We start from the raw sequence: 17,872 nt of genomic DNA on the forward strand, positions 1-17,872 counted from the left end.
TAATACCGGATTGGCAAGAAAGTATTACGCCGGCGCTAGACCTTGCGATCGCACCAGTCTTTGGGCAGGACGTGTTCTCCTGGACGACCTTCTGCAGCGAAATCCCGTCTTGGAAGGTACCTTCTCCGTTGAACTGAGATACGCCATTCACCCTCAACTGGCTAGCCTCTGCCAGTCCACTGATGGCGGCATTGACCGCTTCGATTCGACCAACCTCCTTGATGTCGTTGTTGCCCAACAGCAGGTTGGTTCTCATCCGGTTGAGTTCTACGTTTTGCTCAGCTACGCGAGATAGCTTCGCGTCGTTAGCTGTCTCCGAGCCCGGTATCCCAATGGTGCTTCGGATTCGGTTTTGAGATGCATTGACGATCGAAGTCCCCGGTAGGTTGTTGGCCAGCACCCCATCCCAGTCTTCCACGATGGACTGGTCAACGCTGAACGTCCATGCCGTGCAGGATGTGGAGACAGTGTTGTTGTATTTGTTCACGTCCAGGCCAGAGGGCAGCATTGCCGGGGATTGGCTCACCATTTCAGAGATGGCATTGATACAGGATGCGCCACCTGGCCAGGCTCCTTTGGACAGCCGGTAGGCCCTGGCCGCGTCCAGGATGGCTTGAGTGTTTTCAGTCGTAACTCGCGAACGGTTCCGATTGATCTCTTCCATGTATCTCGGCACAGCGGCGACGGCAAGCATTGCCATGATGGCAAGTACAATCGACAGCTCTAAAAGCGAGAAGCCCGCTTGGCGACCAGGTGAGCCACGCATTTCATCCCCTCCGCGAAAATTCAGTTGTCCGGAGCTTACCCCCATGAACGCTTGAGTTCGGGCGAAAACAGGGTGCTGAAATTCCGGAAGCTGCAGGCTTCCAGGGCGGATCGAGGGTAGGGGCATGCGAGGAGGTGAACTCCTCGCGGAAAGGCCACTGCTGGCCGCTACTGGCCTGCTTCGAAGGTGCTTAAGCGCTTCCAGGCCTGATGGTATTTCGACACACGACGAAGATCCGACTCCCCGAGGCTCGCCAGCCTCAGCACGTTTAGGTTGTCTTCGATGTCAGCCAGCTTGATCTTGCGCGCCAGCGGGTTTAGACAAATCCGTTCGATGAAGTCCGCGTAGCTCTCTCCACGTCGACGGCTCAAGATGACGACGACCTCGACTACGAACTCCGGAAAGCCTTCGTTGAGTAGATCCTCCGCGGTGGTGTCACTGTCCTCGATCACATCGTGGAGAAGAGATACCGCTTGCTCGAATGGGTCAGTGAATCTGGCCATCAGACGCAGTGGATGCAAGATATAAGGCATGCCGGCCTTATCGACCTTGCCCATATATGCGCTCAGCGCACGCTGTAGCGCCATTTCAATCAAAACCATCTCGATCCTCTTCCTTCCTTCCTAGGGCCAGCCTGAGGGGCTGGGACACCCGCCAGACGGCTGTAGACAATGATTCTACTGGCTGACACCTGCTTCATTCATGCGCGCCAGCGCCTGCTGGATCACGGGCTCGAATCCCCAGGACTTGGTGTAATCCACGACCATCCTGGAAGGCGATTCGCCCCACTTCAAGTGAATCAGCGCAGTGTTGCTGCCGTTCTTCAACAGCCGAATCACCGGTGGGTCGCAGCAAATAATCTTTTCCTGGACCTTCGTTACGTCGGGGGCGTACAGCCATTCGCTTCCTTGCAGTACCTCATGCGGAAGCCAGCCAGATTCTGCCAAGTGCGTTAGGAGCACACTCAACGCAGAGGTGTTCTGCAGGACCGCGGGCTTACCCCTAAAACTATCAGCAACCATCTTTCCCCCCCCAATCTCTCTCGTCTGCTGTCCATCATCGACGCGGGCTTCCTGTGCCACTAGGGGGCTTTCACTTGCTCAGGAAAATTTTCTTGTAGAGGGAATGGCGAGTGCAGGCTAGGCCGCGCTACATTCCAGGCTTCTGTAAGAACCCTTCCTCGTCAGGAGCACCTTCATGGCTGACAGCCTACCCGAGCGCATCAAAATGAAGATCACAATCGAGATCGATGCGCCATCTGATGCCCTGGAAGAAATCCCCAAGATGATCGATAACGCCATCGATGGGGTGAAGTTCGGATCTGCCAGCGGTAATGGCTTTCTCTTGGGGCAAAAAGGGTCCTACCGCTACACAGTGGAGGACAATCTTCCGAGAAAACCAGCCACGCTTGAGACTCTGTTTGAAATGTTCGACGGCCAGCTTGCTCCTGGGGAGCTGACCTCTGAGGTGAGCATGGCCATTCTGGCTGTCGGAGGAGAGGATGCACTCCAGTGGTGGACCCAACTTGGCGAGCATGGGAGATACAGCTGGATAAACAAACCAGGCATCAACACCCCGATCGACGCATGGCAGGAATATAGGCGCCAGCAGGGGCACTGAGCTTCATATTGCGCCTGGAACGCACCCTGCGAAGCCTTTCCGCCCCGGAACGTTCATCCCCTAGCTTCGGCCTGGAGGCGATCGGCAGGGTACTGCTGCATGAAATCCATACTTCGCTCCGCCGGCGCGCGCAGCCAATCCTGGATCAGCCCGTTTGGCAGGATGACGACCATGCGCTTTTCTGAACCAGGCTTATGAAAATTTTGCATTAGTGCGTGGTCATCCGCATTAACAGTCAGCATCGTGTAGGAATGCAAATCGCCCTCAGGAGTCTTCCACCGCTCCCACAACCCAGCGATCGACATGATGCCGCCGTCCTTCCTGCTGATGCGAGTTGGGACCGATTTTCCTGTACGCCAATCTGGTTCATAGATTGCCGCGGCCGGGATGATGCAGTGCTTCGCTTCACGCCAAGCCACTCGATAGGAAGGCTTGCTCGCCACAGTCTCGGTGCGAGCATTGTAAGTATCACGCCCCAACGTTCGTGTTTTTGCCCAAAATGGCAAGAGCCCAAATTGGCCGACTAACGCCTCAAATTCCGGCCCTTCCTCATCAGGTGATTCAGTGTCACGCAGACGGATAAATGGACCTTCGTAGCAGGGCCAGAGATCCATCTTGAACTGCCCCTCGGGAGCTACCCCAAATCCATCGATCAACCGCTGAGTTTCCGGGGCCTCATAGTGGCTGCACATGTCTGGGTTCCTTTTGGTCGGATTGAAAGCATAGCTTTTGACCCGCCGGAATAGGCGCCTGTTCGAAAACTGTAAAGGGTAGAGGCTCAGTCAAGAGATTGAGCTAGCCCTTCAGATTGGAGAATCCTTGTGTACGAAGACCACCAGCTCATTTGCAGCAAGTGCAGCGAAGCCTTCACCATCCGCGAATTCAGTCCCAATGCGCTGGGCGACCTGGACCGCTGGCCGCTTGAATGTCCGCACTGCGGGGAAACCACCGTGGAGAAATCGGCGGGCTACTTCGAGGTGATCCAAGACCAATAAGCGAAAGGCGGGCCTCATGCCCGCCTACTCCTCACGCCCAGTCTCTGGATTGCGACGATGGAGCTTCAAAGGAATCCTGCAGGAGGCGCCGGTATGCAGCAGGAAAGTTGTTAGGGAATCCGGCAAGTGCTGCCAGGCAGTAGTAGGCCTCGTCATACTCGCCCCTGGCCATTTGCTCACGGGTTGCTTCGACCTCCACCCACTCGGAACCATCCAGGCATCGCACATCAAGGAAGCCATCTGGGAACTCGCTGTGTTTCACGGAAGCCATGAAGTGAAGCAGGACCGCATCACCACAGGTAGCGCATGAACTGTAAACGCAGTTCATGCCCTCAATGGTGCTGTTGGGTGTCTCCCGGTACCCACACCAGTAGGAGTTATCATCTTGAACCCGGATGTAGGGCATGACCATCGCCGCAGGCAACTCTCCAGCCACCGGAATCCGGTGAGCGTTCCACCAGTCGGAAAGCATCTGCAGAGCAGGGTGCGATTCCAATTGCCCAAGGCAATCCTCGGAACTTCCAGGTGTCGCGGAAGGTACCTCGGGGCGCTTGTAGGGAACCTTTGCTGCCAGAGAGATCGCATCCAGAAGCACTCTTGCTGGCATCTCCAGGGCACCATTTGCCTTGTGCTCATCATTCAGCAACGTGAAATCCGTAACCTGGACCACTTCATGTAGCTGCTGTTTCTGGTAAAGGTGAATGCTGGTTGCCTGTTCGTAGGGGATTGTGGGAATCCGCATCTCCTCTCGGAAAGTCACGCCGAGCATGCCATCACGTAGGAGGCCGACATTCAGCGTCGGCCTTCCTTTTCTGTGCTGCTCCAGCACCTGGGAGGGCTTCAGAAATGCCATGGCATAGCGGTACATGTTCGGGACCGAGGCACGGCCATTTGGCCAGTTGGACACCGCCATGGTGTACGTCCGAAACGGGCCTTGCTCCAGCTCCAGTTGGATGAAATGGCGAACCACCCAATCACTTCCGTCACTGAGCAGTGACACGAAGGTCCAGCGGAACTCTACTTCGAAGCGCTCAGGGAGATTGGCCGCCGGTACGCACCAACCATTGCGATTACGCACCGAACCACCGACCAGGTAGGAGGAATTGGGGTACGGCTGCCGGATCACCACGCCTTCGGCCGGGAGCAAACCGTCGACGTTGGAGATGACCTCCAACACCACTCGGTCCAGGGATACGGCCTCAGTTAAAGGTTCATCCAAAAGTAGCTTGGGAAGAAGATGAAGCAGCTTCTGGTCGCTGTCGGTTGTGCCGACCTCCGAACCATCAACTCGTAGCTGTACCGTTGATCCATCAGGACGGGTCGCGTGGACAATTTCCATTGGTGCCTCCCAAGCTTGTTGTTGGTCGGGAGGATAACGGTGAGTTGGCAAGGGTTCGAATGAAGAGGGCGGGCGGAAAGTTTGCCCGCCTCCGCATCATTGGAGTTCACCGTGAGATGGCCCGCCTAGATGGGGCGGGCCTTGGCGGATGAAGAACTCAGTCAGTTCTTGGAGCCCAGGAAGGGAATTGCCGAGTCGGGGATCATGGTGGTGGGAAGTTTTCCATCCCATCGTTCGGCCTTGGTCAGCTCAACGAGGTTCTGGTTGCTCGCCAACGCTGCCGCACGAGCCTTGATGGCTTCGGCTTCAGCCTCGCCACGAAGCCGTGTCGCCTCGGCGTCCGCCTTGGCTTGAGCGAGCTTGGCTTCAGCTTCTGCGTTCGCCTGGGTCACGCGGATCTCAGCCTGGACTTTCTCCGTTGCCAGCATCTGCTCACGAGTTTTGACCTGGACCTCCGCCTTCATTCGATCCTCGATGGAGCGCTCGTAGGCATCGCTGAAATCCAGATTCTCGATCTGAATGCTGTCGATAATGACAGGGCCATTGACGGAGCCTTTGAGCGCCGCGGCAGCGTCGATCACGAACTGCCCACGTTCTTGAACCGCACGAATCGCCGTGTAGCGGCCGAAGGTATTTTCGATCTGGTTGGGAACCTGGCGGCTGATCAGTCGGGATACCATCGACTCCAGATCACCGTAGGACTTGTAGAGGTCAGCCACCTGGCCAGGCTCGTCGAGTTGACCTGCGCTCAACCTACACCTGGTACTTAGTCCCAAATGAGTAATCCCATCGATGAGCAATCACGCCACCAACTACCTGGCCCTTGAAGCTTTCGCTGCAGCGAATGCTAGATCTATGGGGGCTAGATCTCGCTTCCAGTTTGGCGACCTGATGGTGTATGCCCGGATCGCGGCACGCAGGATTGGCGGGGAAGGCCGCTGGACGCTTGACCTGGCTGATCTGGAAGTCACGAATGAAGGCGAGCGAGGGAAGGGGCAATTCACACATTTCCTGAGCCATGCAGAACGGATTGCGGACAGCAATGGGTTGATCGTGTACGTGCAATCGATCGTCAATCAGCGACTGTTGAACAGCCTCGTAGCCAAAGGCTATTTCTTGCAGGGGTACGATGCCTACCGGTTGCGCCAGGCCCCACCGCCACCCTAGACCTATTCATCAGTCGATGGATTCTTAACTCCAAGCATCAATGCCCAGGTCCGAATTTCAGCTTCGAGTTCTGTTGCAGTGCGACGCACATCAACGTTGTCCTCCGCTCGTTGGAGGAAGTGCTTCGGAAACAGGCCAAGACAATCAATCCCCAACGCATGCGCACTAACCAAACCGGCAACGTCAACTCCTGTCTGGCCGCCAGATCGGATGAACTCGATTGGCCAGTGCTGGTGGACCTTGCCGATGACTTGGTACACCAAGGCATTGATGCTCTCCTGCGTCCAGCCATGCTTAGACAGTGTGTAGATACCGTTCCCGGCGACATTCAAGGTGCGCGCCTTTGCAGCTGACATCGCCTTATAGAGGCGCCGGGCAGCGGCGACTGGCTCGATTGAAACGGGGATGGCCACATAGGCTTCACCGGCCGCCCGCAGTGTCAATTGCTCACCCCGGGTTGTGAAATCGGAGGCAAAGGCGACGGTAATGTCAGCGCTCTTGGCATTCTCCCAAGTCCGAGGGGCGTAGCGGCCTGAGTCATGCTGTTCAATCCGAAGCAAGGGCTGCTTCGGTGTGGGAAGGGTGAACTCGGCATGGTGAACGTACCGGATTTCTGCGAGCGGGGAATTCTGACAGGCCCATTCGAACAGTGCGATAAGCCACCCCAAGCTGACACCGGGCGAGCGATCTTCAGTGTTTGGCTGAACAGCAGGTTGCTGGCCGCGCTGGCTCCGTTGTCGTTTCAACAGATGACCTAGGGGGACCATTGCATCTTTGCCAAGCACCGGTGCCCCGTCTCCTCCTACAAGCAGCAAATGACAACCTTCATCAACTGCAGCCTGGAGCAGCTCCCTAGAGACCGCGTGACTGAAAACACATCGGCCCTTTTCCCAGAGCTCGACTGTCGCGACCGGCCCTTTCATTCCGTTTCCTGTGAGTTCAGTTTGTGCAAGGGCGACAGAATACACTCACGCTCGCTTCACCACCTCATCGCGGTATTGGAAGGCTCTGCTTTTTGCTCCTTTCCCCCAGCTTAGCGGCCGCCCCTCTCAGTAACAGCCACCACGATTTGTAGCCAGATCAGCCCCGCAGCGAAATTCATCCGTACGCGCAAAGTACGCCCTACACCCCACATGAAACCGCCAGAAATCACGTACAGGGCCGTTTTGAGGCTATGGCCAAGGATTACAGTTTTTATCCGATGTGATTTTTAACCCGTTTCTCTTGCGCATGACCTATAATATTACCGTAATTACCTGTTACGTAATGCAAGTAACAAAAGTTCGCCGGTAAAATGGCGCCAAATCATAGTTTTCGGATACTGTCAATAGGTACGGAGGGCAGCCATGAGCCGCGTTGGGATCACGAAAGAGGAGGTTCGCCAGGCGATTGCGCAACTCCGTAACCAGGGTTCCCCAGTTACTGTGCGTTCCATACAGGCCATCACAGGCGGCTCCTACTCGACAGTGCAGAGGTTCTGGAAGGATCTCCGCGACGAGGAAATCGAAATGCTGGGCGATGGCGGGCGCATCCAGACCGAGCTGCAGGCCTTGGTACACGCGCTTCACGACAAGATGAAAGAGAACTCCGAGCGGATCGTTCGTGAAGGCGAGCAGCGCTGCGAGGCGCAAATCAAGGAAATGGAGGAGGTCCTTGATGGCGAGCGAGTGGTGCACCAAGCCACCGTCGATCAGCTTGCGAAGACTGAAGGCACCCTTGCCGATCGCGAACGGCTGCTGGGCGAACTGACTGAGCGCTTGAACTCGGCCAACATTGAGTTGGGCCGCCTGGCCCAGGAGCTGACTGACACGCAACGTAACCTGGAGGTGGAGAAGCGCTCGACCAGCAAGCTAACCCACGACCTTCAAGCAGAGCGGGATGCTCATGAGCACTATCTCGCAGCCCTGAACGAGCAACGCCGGCAGGAGCAGGCGACTTTCGATAACGCGCTGACCTCTCTGCGCGAAGACAACCGCACCCTCTCGGCGGACAACATCCAACTGAGAGGGGAAATCCTGAGCCTGAATAAGCAACTGTCTGGCATGACCTCCCAGTTGACCGACCTGCAAGCGCAGAACAGGAAGTTGGCGCTTGAGGCTGACAGCGCGAAGGACAAGCTGCAGGTCGCAGAGCAATCACTCATGAACCTGAGGATCGAACTCGCCACGGTAAAAACTCAGCATTCGGAGGCCGAAAGGCAGCTTGAAAGCGCCGTCAAGGAGAGACGAGAGACCGAGGAGAAACTGGTGGAAGCAAAAGCCTCTGCTCGAACTCAGAACAGCGAGGTGAGACGCCTTTCCGCCCAGCTGGAGGGCATGAAGGCAGAGCTTTCCTCCCGCGTCCAATCCGCGGAAGAACGTGGTGCGGAAGGAAACACCTGAGGACCTGGCAGATAGCCATCAGTAGGACTGACTGGCATCATTCGGCTCGGGCGTTATGGTCAACGGGGGCTCATAAACCGCCGTGGGCCGCCGATAACGCAGACAGGCGATCAACAAGTAAAGGATGATCTTGATGCAACTTCGTGCAGCAGCCTCCGGTCTGCTTCTGGCCCTCCTGGCCGGCCAAACTGTGGCAGCAAGCTTTGACTGCTCCAAGGCCAGCAGCTTCCCCGAAAAAGAAATCTGCCGTGATGGCTACCTTTCCGGGTTGGACGATTGGTTAGCCAAATCCTATAGGACCGCTCTGGAGGTAAATCCTGACCAGTACGAGGCGGTCCGTCAGTCGCAGCGTGAATGGCTCGCTACAAGGGATGCATGTACTGACCAAAAGTGCCTCGACAAAACCATCGGCGCCCGCATACAGGCGCTTGATCAATATGTGACGGCAGAGAGGGGTAAATCGGCATCGGCTTTAGCTCAGGCCCAGCTCATCAAGCGCCAGGAAGAGGAGGCCATCAGGCAGCGGCAAACTGAGGAGCGCCTGGCGGCTGAAGACGCAGCTCGACAGAAGCAGATCGAGAATCAGCGCCAGCAGGCGATCATCGAACTCCAGCAGCGCGCTCAGGCCGCCCAAGCGATCGAATCTCAACGGGCGCACCAGCAGGCACCAGCCCAAATCCCGCAGTACCAACCACCCCAACAGGTTGCGCAAGCTTCGAGTACAACCTCGTTCTCGCCGTCATACCGCGCGCCGGAGAAATCTCTGTGGCAGCAGTTCAAATCCAGCCCGGCCTGGAAGTACATGCTGCTGGCGGGTGCGCTTCTGACAGCTTGGGCGATGTGGAGGCACCATCAGGGGCAAGCAACCATCTACAACGACTATACGGATGCCGCAATCACGAACCTCTTGCCGGCTGCAGGCGTGGTGTTGGCCTTCTTGATGAACTGGCTCGAGCTCCCCCGTCAACTCGCAATGGTCGCAGGCCTAACGGGTTTCATGCTTGCATTGATGTTCGCGGTGTATGCGTCAGTGCGAACCAATCAGGGATGGCTGAGCATCAGCCTGTCACTCATCGCCAAAATGACTCTGGTGTCAGTGTTCTATGCGGTGCTCGGCGCACTGGTGGCATCACTATTCGTAAGCACAAAGTACAAAGGGGAGTCCCAGGCTAGAGCGAATGCAAGGAATCGAAGGGAGAAGAAAGAAACGATGGCCATGATCGCCGCGCTCACTACTGCCTACACCTTCCTTTCGGCTTGGCTGTGCCGGCGGCAAGAGTTCATCCCAGTTTCTGAATGCCTAGCTTTTGACTCGACCGCAAGCGTTGCTTAAGTCATCCCCATGAGGCGCGGTCACCGCGCCTCAAGCTGATTCAGCCTCGGCAGCATCAATGTCTTCCGCATCCTCTAAGTCATCCCCTACAGCCGTAAGGATTTCCAGCTCAGAACGGATGCGCACCTTCGCTCCGATCTTCAACCCTCGGACTATTTCGTCCCCGTCATCGTTCCTGGAGATGTCCCAACCAGGTTCAATCCAGGCCTTCGCCTGCCAGTCTTCGAATCGCTTTTTGAGATCCGACTTCACCCGCCGCTTGACCTTCTGATACTCGGATTTTGAACCACTGAACTCGTGGTACTTCTCAAGCCCGATAGGCCATACCCCATCTCTATGGGATGCGATGAAGGGCAAAAGCTTGGTCCCAAATCGATCCAATTGATCCATGATCTCAAAGGGCACCAGGGTGGTATTCACACCATCGAAGAAAATTGCAGCGATCGGGTCAAGGTTAAGCAGTAGTCGCCCTGTCTTGTGGTTCTTTGCCTGGTTGGTCAAGAACCGCATGCTGATATCGACCACCGTATCATCTGACTCAATTGCCGCCGCGATCTCCTTGATCTGATCTCCGTAGCGATTCTTGATGTACTCGAGAAAGAAGTCCCTATCAGGCAGTCCGAGCGGCGGTCGTGTGAGCAGGTTGTAGAGTCTCTTCAGAGCAGGCTTGCTTGAAATCCGCAGTTCGCCGCCGGCGAGGTCATCAAGAATCCTTCGGGCCTTTTTGAAGTTCGCACCGGAGTCGTCGAGCTTGAGCCAACGACAGACATCAGCCTGTTTGACTTTGACGGACTGGGTCAGTGACCTGCCGCGGGCCAGCACCATGATTCGGGCCAGGACGAGTTCGTGATCTGTAGACAGCGCCGGACCGCGGTACCAGATTGAGCCCGATCCCAAGGAGAAGATCTCTGTCCATTCCTGGAAGAAGAGGCCTTTGGGAATCTTGCCCGCTGAGAAGAGGGCTGAACGGACGATGGGGTTGCTTTGCTCAAAGAAACGCTCATTCGTGAAAGGGAGAACGCCCTGACCTGATTCCAGATCGAACTTTGTTTGCAGCTTGAATCGCCTGTCATCTACAGCTACCTGCCGTACTTCTTCAGGTGTCAGCTTCAACTCGGTCATGGCCTATCTCTCTTACTTTTCGCGTTTCGTCCGTCTCGACAAACCTGATGCAAAGGATATATTCCCTCATCTTGATTTTTTAGTCCAAATCAAGACCGTTTTCGCATAAGCCGTTCTGAGATCCGCTTTGGCGGTTCGGATCGCCGGAATCCTGTGAGCGCTCAGAGCATTCCGGCTCGAAGAAGATCAACCCACTTGTTCGGCATCTCTCATACCGTACACAGGATTCCGGTCGCTAAAACCGAGCAAGGCTTTGCTGTATCCCATGAAAAACGGGGCGCTCACAAGAATCCGGTTACCGTGGCAATAGGTTCGGAGCTCGAGCGCTCACCAGATTCCGGCCGGGAGGATGAGCGCTCTTTCACGCACCGCTCAGGAAATTCCGGTCCATTCTGCGTAGTGCCGATCACCGACCATGCCTCCAGGGCAGGAAATACGGGCCGCTCACCAAATTCCGGCCGGAATATCGGACCTGGTCTTCCACTGAAAACCCTGCCCCGTAAATCCGCGGAACGCGCTGATGTGGTCTTCCCCGGCTGGATCGATGCCCCACGAGGAGAAAACCGGGCGGGCAGTCCGTACACAGAATTCCGGTCACCCTCTGCCTCCCTAGCCGGCGCGCTGCCGGGCGCTCACCAGAATCCGGAGTTGAACGGTGTAGCGTCCAGCGGGACGCTGCGCTCATGAAATTCCGGTGTTCAGACCTCTATCTCTCAATCGCACTCCAGCTCTTGCCCCCATGCTTTACACAGTTGCAAAGCCCCGGGGGAGTAGGTGTACACCAGATTCCGGTTCACCCTAGAGCAGTCATTGAGCCTTGCGCTCACGATATTCCGGCCTATCCACCTCGAGGATTGGCATGCGCTGGGTACCGCTCACGAGAATCCGGTCTTCCTGAAGGGTAACCACCGTCAAAGCCAGTTGCCGCTCAAAGGAATCCGGTACCAGAAAAGCAAGCCCTGGACAGACGTCATCAAGGCCGCCCCTCGGCGCGTTTCCCAGCTCACGGAATTCCGGCAAATTCAGCATGCGGGCCTGGTCGTGATCGTAATCGCTTCTTCCTGGTCACCGGAGACTATGATGGGGCTGGGCTATTGCGCCAGCCGCGCGCCCCATGACTCTGGCGTCGACGCTGGAAGTTGCGGCTCAGGGATGTGGGCAAGGCCCATCCGCTGTTGCTAGCCCCCGTACCACTCATAAGGCTGCCAAGGTTGGCCAGCTCGAGCAGCCCCGAGACCGATTCAATCTTGTGCGAGTGCCTTGTTGTGCCCGCTCACTAAAATCCGGTCGATCTGCGCATCGCCAAGTCCGACTGGCAGAGCCTGCGTCGGACTTGGCGTACACGAAATTCCGGTTGGTCTCGATGTGCATTTTGCCGCAGGCCGGCTAGATTCCCGGGCGCTCGCAAGATTCCGGTCCCCGCTCCACCCTCATTGCCTCCCTTGGCGCTCAGGAGATTCCGGTTCGAGGAGCTAATAGCCGCGGGTAGGGGCGTTTGGGGAAGCGCTCAGAGAAATCCGGTCTCGCATTAGCCGTATTCCAGACCTGAACGCCCTCCCGCTCAACAAATTCCGGTTCAGAAGGGGATTTACCCGTACGCTCACAGCATTCCGGTCGTTAGCCAGGCGTGACTCATGCTGTCAGTAAAAGGTAACCATATACAGGTGTAAGCCACTGTATTTAAAGCCGATTTACTGATGCTTCGGTAAAGTAAAGCAGTTGCCATGCACAGGTTGCACACAGCTTAGACACAGGTTATCCAGAAATTAATGGCTAGTTATCAACAGGAGACCGGATTCCGGTGTACGCCACCGGAATCCCCTGAGCGCGACCGGAATCTTGCGTGCATCAACCGGAGTCCTCTGAGCGCTGACCGGAGCCTCGTGTACGGCTACCGGATCAGGCTGTACGGGTCCCGGAATCCGGTGTACGGCGTCAAAGTAGCCTACGGTAGACAGGGCTTGGGGTGCAGCCATCTGTCCACACCCTATAACCCCAATCGGTAACCCCAAGAAAGATAACCCTGTTCTCTAACCCGGAAGGTAAGCCGATCGCAGGCTAATCCCTGTTGTTGCTTGCGCTAACCCGCCCGCTGGATCAGCGCTTGACCGTCAGGCCTTCAACTTCAGCCGCACGCTGATCGTCCAGCGAGTTGTAGTAGATGTCCTGAGTCGTGCTCATCGACTTGTGCCGGAGATCGGCCTGAAGGTTTTTTGCATCACGATGAGGAGCATCAAAGGTCGCCCCTGTGTGACGAAGCCAATGCAGGGTGGCAACCCGTAGGTCGTCAACTTCACAATCCGATCGTCCCTCCTCATGCATTCGCTTCAGAGCCCGATCAAAGACCTCCTGGACAATGTTCCGCACCTGGCGATCACTCAATCCTGGGGCACCATTCAACTTTGTGAGGAGAGGGGCCTGCTCTCCCTTCAGTGGCAGGGGCGTGAGATTACGGCTCTGACGGTACCGCTTCAGGTACTTGAGGTAGTCAGGCTTCACTGCAATGCGCGCTTCTACGTTCCCTTTACCAACCACCTCGTACCACCAAGTTTCATCCTCCTTGACGAACGAACCCATCGTTGGAGTCCAGAGCTGATTACCTACCAGGTCCGAGACTCGTAGGTACATAGAGAACAGAGAAGAGACAATGAACAACGTGCGCTCATGAGATTCCGGTGCTTCGTTAGCCATGAGCTCCGCGGTCTCGATCACGAAGTCCCACTGCAGCTGGGTAAGGGATTTCCCGCCACTTCGTTTGGCTGTGGTCCTGATCCAACGACTTTTGCCCTTGATCGCCTTGAAGGGGTTTCCTTGAGCCAGGTCCTCCTGAGTCAAAAATTCGAAGAACGAACTACAGATGGAAAAGACCTGCCGGATACTGCCCTGAGCCATTTTGTAACCAGACACCCCCAACTCCTCGCCGGCTTCCTTGGCTCTCTTTCGATCACTTTTCGAAATCTTGATGCCGAAGGGGCGCCAGGCAGGGTTCGGTTCGTAGACGCCCCCCCTTGGGAGGAACCTCTGGCGTACAGCATCTCCCACCCAGCTCGCGGGCGGAGCCACGTTGAAATCCATGAATCTCTCAGCGTCAGACCGGCGCAAGTCCAGAATCGATTTCCCTGCGATGATCCAGGACCACAACAGGATGCGCTCTACCTGCGTGCGATAGGCCTTAAACGTGGTTGCTTGGCCGCTATAGGACTTCAAAAACGCTCGAGCATGGGCGAGGTCATTTGCTGCCGGAATATGGGGAGCGAAAACCTTTAGGAACTCCTCAATCGCCGGCCGCTCTGCAACGTACTCAGCAGCCGAAGACGAGAGAAAGGTTTCGTAGGTATCAAACAGTGGGGAAGGGCGGGCGCCACTGTTGGGTGTTTTTGCTGGAGCTGGCAAGCGGACCTCGGAGCAATAGAAAGCGAATACCCCAAGGTTAACCGCGTTGCTTCGTAGCACAAGCCAAGATTGCCCTTGAAGCGCCCAGATCATGGGGCGCTCAGGAAATTCCGGTCCCGGATTTCACCGTTTACCGGTACAAAAGCCAATGATTGATTTCACTGCCGAAAACCAGGGTGATCACCCCACCTACGATCAGACCAGGACCAAACGGCAGATAGCGGTCCTTTCGGCCGAGTCTGATCGCCATCCCCACAGCAGCAGTGGTCACGCTGGCGATCAGCAAAGTCGCGGGCAGCACTTGCCACCCCCCCCAGGCACCAAAGAGTGCAAACAGCTTGTAATCACCTTGGCCCAGTCCCTCGACACCGCGGACGACGTAGAAGAGCTTACCTATCGTCCAGAACGTCATATATCCCACCACCGCCCCTGCAACCGCGTCGTGCAACGACGCGAATACGCCGAAATAGTTCGCAACCAGACCGAGCCAAAGGGCTGGAAGTGTAATCGCATCTGGGAGCAGCATGACCTTTAGGTCGATCAGGCAAAGGGCTATGAGCATCCACAGCAGCACTATTGCGGCACAAGCAGCAGGAGTTACACCGTAGTGCCAGGCCAGCGACGCGGAGAGGAGGACGGTCGCCAACTCAACGGCAGGATAAGTGATGCTGATCTTGGTGCCACAGCCTGAGCATTTGCCGCGTAACGCGATGTAGCTCACCACTGGGAGGTTTTCCCAGGGGCGGATCTTGTGCCCGCAATTGGGACAAGCAGAGGAGGGCGACGACAGGGTGAACCGGCCAACTGGTTCGCTTGAGGGTAGGCCCAGGCATTCCTGAGCCTCAATTGTCCAGGCGCGTTCCAGCATGATCGGCAGCCGGTAGGCCACGACGTTGAGGAAACTCCCAACCATGAGGCTCACAAGCGCAACGATGCCAATGAAGAGTTCTTGGTCTGCTTGGAGTATTTCAATCACGCTATGACAGACTCCCAGCCTTTGGGGATGAAGCCAGGGACGTAGCGGCGAAGGGACTCCATCATTTTGTCGAGAGTAGCTGGCTTCACGATGTAGCCGGCCGCACCAGCTTCGACTGCCAGACGCTTGTCTTCCTCAGCGGCCTTGCTCGAGAGAACGATGATCGGCGTGATGCTGAGTTCGCCATGGCCCGAGCGGAGCTCACGAATATGGGAAAGGCCGTTGTGCCATTCGCCCAGGTACAAATCCATGAAAATGACGTCGGGATTGAACGACGGCACCACCTGCAGGAGCTCCTGCAGGGTACCCACCACTTTGACTTCATCGAACAGTTGATCCGCGCATTTCTGGGATACGTAGGCGTCGGTGCGAGAGTCGTCGACAATCAGGGCCTTGGACATAGTGATCTTCCGTTTGTTGTGAATGCTGGAAACCCATATCGAGCATGATCCAGCGGGCAAGGTCAGCCTATCGACGTCCATGGCCAGGTCAAACCAAAACAGGGGGCCGGATTGCGGTGGCCAGGGTAGGGAGCGATGAGCACCTGCAGTCAAACCAGGATGACGCTTTCCAGATGCTGGCGGGTTAGCTGCAAGCAACATCGGGGTGCGATGCTCGGTTTAAGTAGTGGGGTTAAAATGAATGGGGTTATTTAACATGGGATTACCAACTGGGGTTATAGGGTGTGGATAGATGGCTACAACAAGCAGCGGGCTTGTGTTTACAGTGCGTCTTGACGCGCACAGCTTTCCGGTGTTAGTACACATTATTCCGGTGACCGCTCAGGAATTACCGGTAACCGTACATGCTAATCCGGCCACCGCACATAGAACTCCGGTAGGCGCTCACTAAATTCCGGTTCCGCACATCGAATTCCGGTAGCCTGTTGATAACAAGGCTATTTTCTGTTTGCAACCTGTATATAAGCTGTTCGTAACTCCGCATTTCCGCTTAACTTATAAAGCGGAAATATGAGCGGAATAGTCCTTCGCCAATATATAAGGGTAGGGTAAAGACCGATCTTTCCCTGTGTCTTGCTGTATTTACGTCAAACCCAGAATTGGCGTTGTTTGTACGATTTATGGATCTTGGATTTGTCTGGCGATGAATGCCCGTTGTCTAGGATCGAAGACATGTATTAACACCTTTTCCTGGAACCCATTGCCATTATTGATGTACACCGGCTGCCGGAATACCACCAACTGCCTATTTGGCGTGCCAGCAACAAAGCGCTGGGCCTTTCCAAAGAGCATTTTGGGACGCTGCTGCGCTTGGCCTGGCGAGAAAGAGTTCGTGGGTGATCCTTTGAAACGCCGGCCATTCGCTACGAAATCTTTCTTCACATGCTTTCCGCGGAAGGCCTTTTTGCCGTGAACGATGAAGGGCACGGCCTCGTTAGCGTAGTTGTGCACTCTGATCTGGCGTTTACCGGCATGGTTGTGAGGATTATTGGCTCGCTTCTGTACATGCGAGTGGCCGCCGCGATTGAAGTCCCGCGCCAATAGTTGTCCATCGGTGACCTGGGTGTTGGGAAACGGCTGGGAGGCGCACAGCGGACTGATGATGCAACTGGTCAGCAAGGGAATCAGTGTGGGCGAACGCATGGTGGGACCTCCGTTCGGAATCCCCGGAATGCCCCCAAATGAAGTATGGCACAGTCTATAGTTCAGCCTGGTGTTAGGCCCATTCTGAGTCTTCGCACTCATGCATGAGCGAAGATGCAGATTCCACAATTTTGATGCTTAAAAGTTGTAAAAACAGACATGCCTAGCATTTCCGATTATAACAATAATCGGAAATGCTAGGCATGTCTTTGCGCTCTGCTCCAGCAAATTGGGCGGACACGCACTGTCTCTTGGGGAAACTCCATTTATTTGAGCGGCGTTCCGCCACCCCCTAAATGTAGCCCTGCTTCTTAGCACCGTAAGACCGATGTCTTCTAAGCGTTCGGCCTGAGTATCACTTAGCACCGCACAAGTCGACAGAGTTCCGCGAGAGCGAGTTGTTTTGTGTAGCCGGCGCCTACCAGGCTGTGTGGTACATTGCCGCGCGGTCGGTGGTGCGCGTTCTCCTGGTGTACGTACCAAAGTTGGCCGGACCACCACCAGCACAGGCTGGGTTCAGCACAGGTATTAACATCTTCAACACAGTCCATCTTATTTCCTCACCTTTGCGAGGCATAGGCTCTTAGTGTCCTTATCTCTGATGCTGTAGCAGGACGAAGCATTACCTCTAACCTCGGCCAAACATAACTTCTCAGTTTCTTTGTTCTTGATGCTGTAACACTTCGAAGTGTTACCACTGGTTACCGCCAGGCAATAGCTTTCCGAGTCTTTATCCTTGATTCGGTAGCAATCGTTTGATCCCGCTAAAACCAATCCAGGGCTCATGCACATCAATAAAGCCAGAAGCTTCATACTGCTTGTTCTCTTGTGAGCGGATGGAAAATCATACACCTATCACCCTTGAATTTACTGGCCTGCTAGTTTCGAGTGTTGTTCGCTGACGCTCTTGGCTTGCTGGAAAGCTCTCGCTCCATAACCACCAAAGCACACTCCTTAACGCCTTGCGGGCAGTTGAGGGATATGACCTCCACCGCCTTCAGGCTCCATCCATCACCGGAGTGTTTGGTCAAGGTGGCTGCAAGGTCGTGGAACCGCTCTGAGAAGACCTGGTATTCCAACCCACCATTGCCTTGAGCCCCGCCAACCAGCAACGGGACGATAGCGCTGGCCTGCACCAGTATTCGAATGCCTGCCTTCATCCTGAATCACCTCTAA

General features: G+C 55.7%; 18 protein-coding genes and 1 pseudogene. 5 read left to right on the forward strand and 14 right to left on the reverse strand.

The annotated features are described in order from the left end of the window. From LT948_RS28645 to LT948_RS28655, 3 genes are all read right to left on the reverse strand, one after another. Positions 1-892 (reverse strand): type II secretion system protein (locus LT948_RS28645; RefSeq protein ID WP_232197130.1); only part of this gene is annotated, 892 nt, incomplete at its 3' end. Between the two features lie 41 nt (positions 893-933). Continuing rightward, entirely contained in the window at positions 934-1,368 is a 435-nt protein-coding gene (locus LT948_RS28650; protein WP_021018389.1) for a metal-dependent phosphohydrolase, read from the reverse strand. Positions 1,369-1,443: 75 nt separating this feature from the next. Continuing rightward, positions 1,444-1,788 (reverse strand): hypothetical protein, encoded by a 345-nt coding sequence (locus tag LT948_RS28655; protein WP_038405185.1) that lies wholly within the window; start codon positions 1,786-1,788, stop codon positions 1,444-1,446. A gap of 175 nt (positions 1,789-1,963) precedes the next feature. Between LT948_RS28655 and LT948_RS28660 the strand changes: the two genes are divergently transcribed. After that, a complete protein-coding gene (locus LT948_RS28660) occupies positions 1,964-2,386 on the forward strand; it encodes a hypothetical protein (protein WP_021018391.1) in 423 nt (140 codons plus the stop codon). Positions 2,387-2,439: 53 nt separating this feature from the next. Here the strand turns inward: LT948_RS28660 and LT948_RS28665 are convergent, their stop codons facing one another. After that, a complete protein-coding gene (locus LT948_RS28665; protein ID WP_021018392.1) occupies positions 2,440-3,078 on the reverse strand; it encodes an SOS response-associated peptidase in 639 nt (212 codons plus the stop codon). Positions 3,079-3,207: 129 nt separating this feature from the next. On the opposite strand from LT948_RS28665, the gene LT948_RS28670 reads away from it, so the two are divergent. Beyond that, entirely contained in the window at positions 3,208-3,381 is a 174-nt protein-coding gene (locus LT948_RS28670; RefSeq protein WP_162835983.1) for a hypothetical protein, read from the forward strand. 31 nt (positions 3,382-3,412) lie between these two features. On the opposite strand, the gene LT948_RS28675 is transcribed toward LT948_RS28670, so the two are convergent. Continuing rightward, positions 3,413-4,720, reverse strand: coding sequence for a hypothetical protein (locus LT948_RS28675; RefSeq protein ID WP_021018394.1), 1,308 nt, complete (start codon positions 4,718-4,720; stop codon positions 3,413-3,415). Between the two features lie 161 nt (positions 4,721-4,881). Then, positions 4,882-5,451: pseudogene (locus tag LT948_RS28680) on the reverse strand (SPFH domain-containing protein); the annotation flags it as partial. Between the two features lie 61 nt (positions 5,452-5,512). On the opposite strand from LT948_RS28680, the gene LT948_RS28685 reads away from it, so the two are divergent. After that, positions 5,513-5,887, forward strand: a complete 375-nt coding sequence (locus LT948_RS28685; RefSeq protein ID WP_033997839.1) for a hypothetical protein — start codon at positions 5,513-5,515, stop codon at positions 5,885-5,887. 2 nt (positions 5,888-5,889) lie between these two features. On the opposite strand, the gene LT948_RS28690 is transcribed toward LT948_RS28685, so the two are convergent. Next, positions 5,890-6,810 (reverse strand): putative molybdenum carrier protein, encoded by a 921-nt coding sequence (locus tag LT948_RS28690; RefSeq protein WP_232197131.1) that lies wholly within the window; start codon positions 6,808-6,810, stop codon positions 5,890-5,892. 423 nt (positions 6,811-7,233) lie between these two features. On the opposite strand from LT948_RS28690, the gene LT948_RS28695 reads away from it, so the two are divergent. Continuing rightward, positions 7,234-8,268, forward strand: a complete 1,035-nt coding sequence (locus LT948_RS28695; RefSeq protein ID WP_010792471.1) for a DNA-binding protein — start codon at positions 7,234-7,236, stop codon at positions 8,266-8,268. 133 nt (positions 8,269-8,401) lie between these two features. Next, positions 8,402-9,601, forward strand: a complete 1,200-nt coding sequence (locus tag LT948_RS28700; RefSeq protein ID WP_021018396.1) for a hypothetical protein — start codon at positions 8,402-8,404, stop codon at positions 9,599-9,601. Positions 9,602-9,631: 30 nt separating this feature from the next. Here the strand turns inward: LT948_RS28700 and LT948_RS28705 are convergent, their stop codons facing one another. From LT948_RS28705 to LT948_RS28735, 7 genes are all read right to left on the reverse strand, one after another. Next, positions 9,632-10,723: a hypothetical protein gene (locus LT948_RS28705; protein ID WP_010792474.1), complete on the reverse strand. Its 1,092-nt coding sequence runs from the start codon at positions 10,721-10,723 to the stop codon at positions 9,632-9,634. A gap of 807 nt (positions 10,724-11,530) precedes the next feature. Next, positions 11,531-11,752, reverse strand: coding sequence for a hypothetical protein (locus LT948_RS28710; RefSeq protein WP_010792475.1), 222 nt, complete (start codon positions 11,750-11,752; stop codon positions 11,531-11,533). Positions 11,753-12,820: 1,068 nt separating this feature from the next. Next, the gene (locus LT948_RS28715) at positions 12,821-14,209 is read right to left on the reverse strand and encodes a tyrosine-type recombinase/integrase (RefSeq protein ID WP_010792476.1); all 1,389 of its coding nucleotides are present in this window, start codon (positions 14,207-14,209) and stop codon (positions 12,821-12,823) included. Between the two features lie 37 nt (positions 14,210-14,246). Further along, positions 14,247-15,092, reverse strand: coding sequence for a prepilin peptidase (locus LT948_RS28720; protein WP_021018399.1), 846 nt, complete (start codon positions 15,090-15,092; stop codon positions 14,247-14,249). Further along, on the reverse strand, positions 15,089-15,493 hold the full coding sequence (locus LT948_RS28725) for a response regulator (protein WP_010792478.1): 405 nt from the start codon (positions 15,491-15,493) through the stop codon (positions 15,089-15,091). Before LT948_RS28725 ends, LT948_RS28720 begins: the two co-directional genes overlap by 4 nt. A gap of 678 nt (positions 15,494-16,171) precedes the next feature. Further along, the gene (locus LT948_RS28730) at positions 16,172-16,696 is read right to left on the reverse strand and encodes a hypothetical protein (protein WP_232197132.1); all 525 of its coding nucleotides are present in this window, start codon (positions 16,694-16,696) and stop codon (positions 16,172-16,174) included. Positions 16,697-17,574: 878 nt separating this feature from the next. Then, positions 17,575-17,856 (reverse strand): hypothetical protein, encoded by a 282-nt coding sequence (locus tag LT948_RS28735; RefSeq protein WP_010792481.1) that lies wholly within the window; start codon positions 17,854-17,856, stop codon positions 17,575-17,577. Between the last annotated feature and the right edge of the window lie 16 nt (positions 17,857-17,872).

Origin of the sequence: Pseudomonas sp. CP-1 (assembly GCF_021213715.1) — a bacterium.
Taxonomy (GTDB): domain Bacteria; phylum Pseudomonadota; class Gammaproteobacteria; order Pseudomonadales; family Pseudomonadaceae; genus Pseudomonas; species Pseudomonas aeruginosa.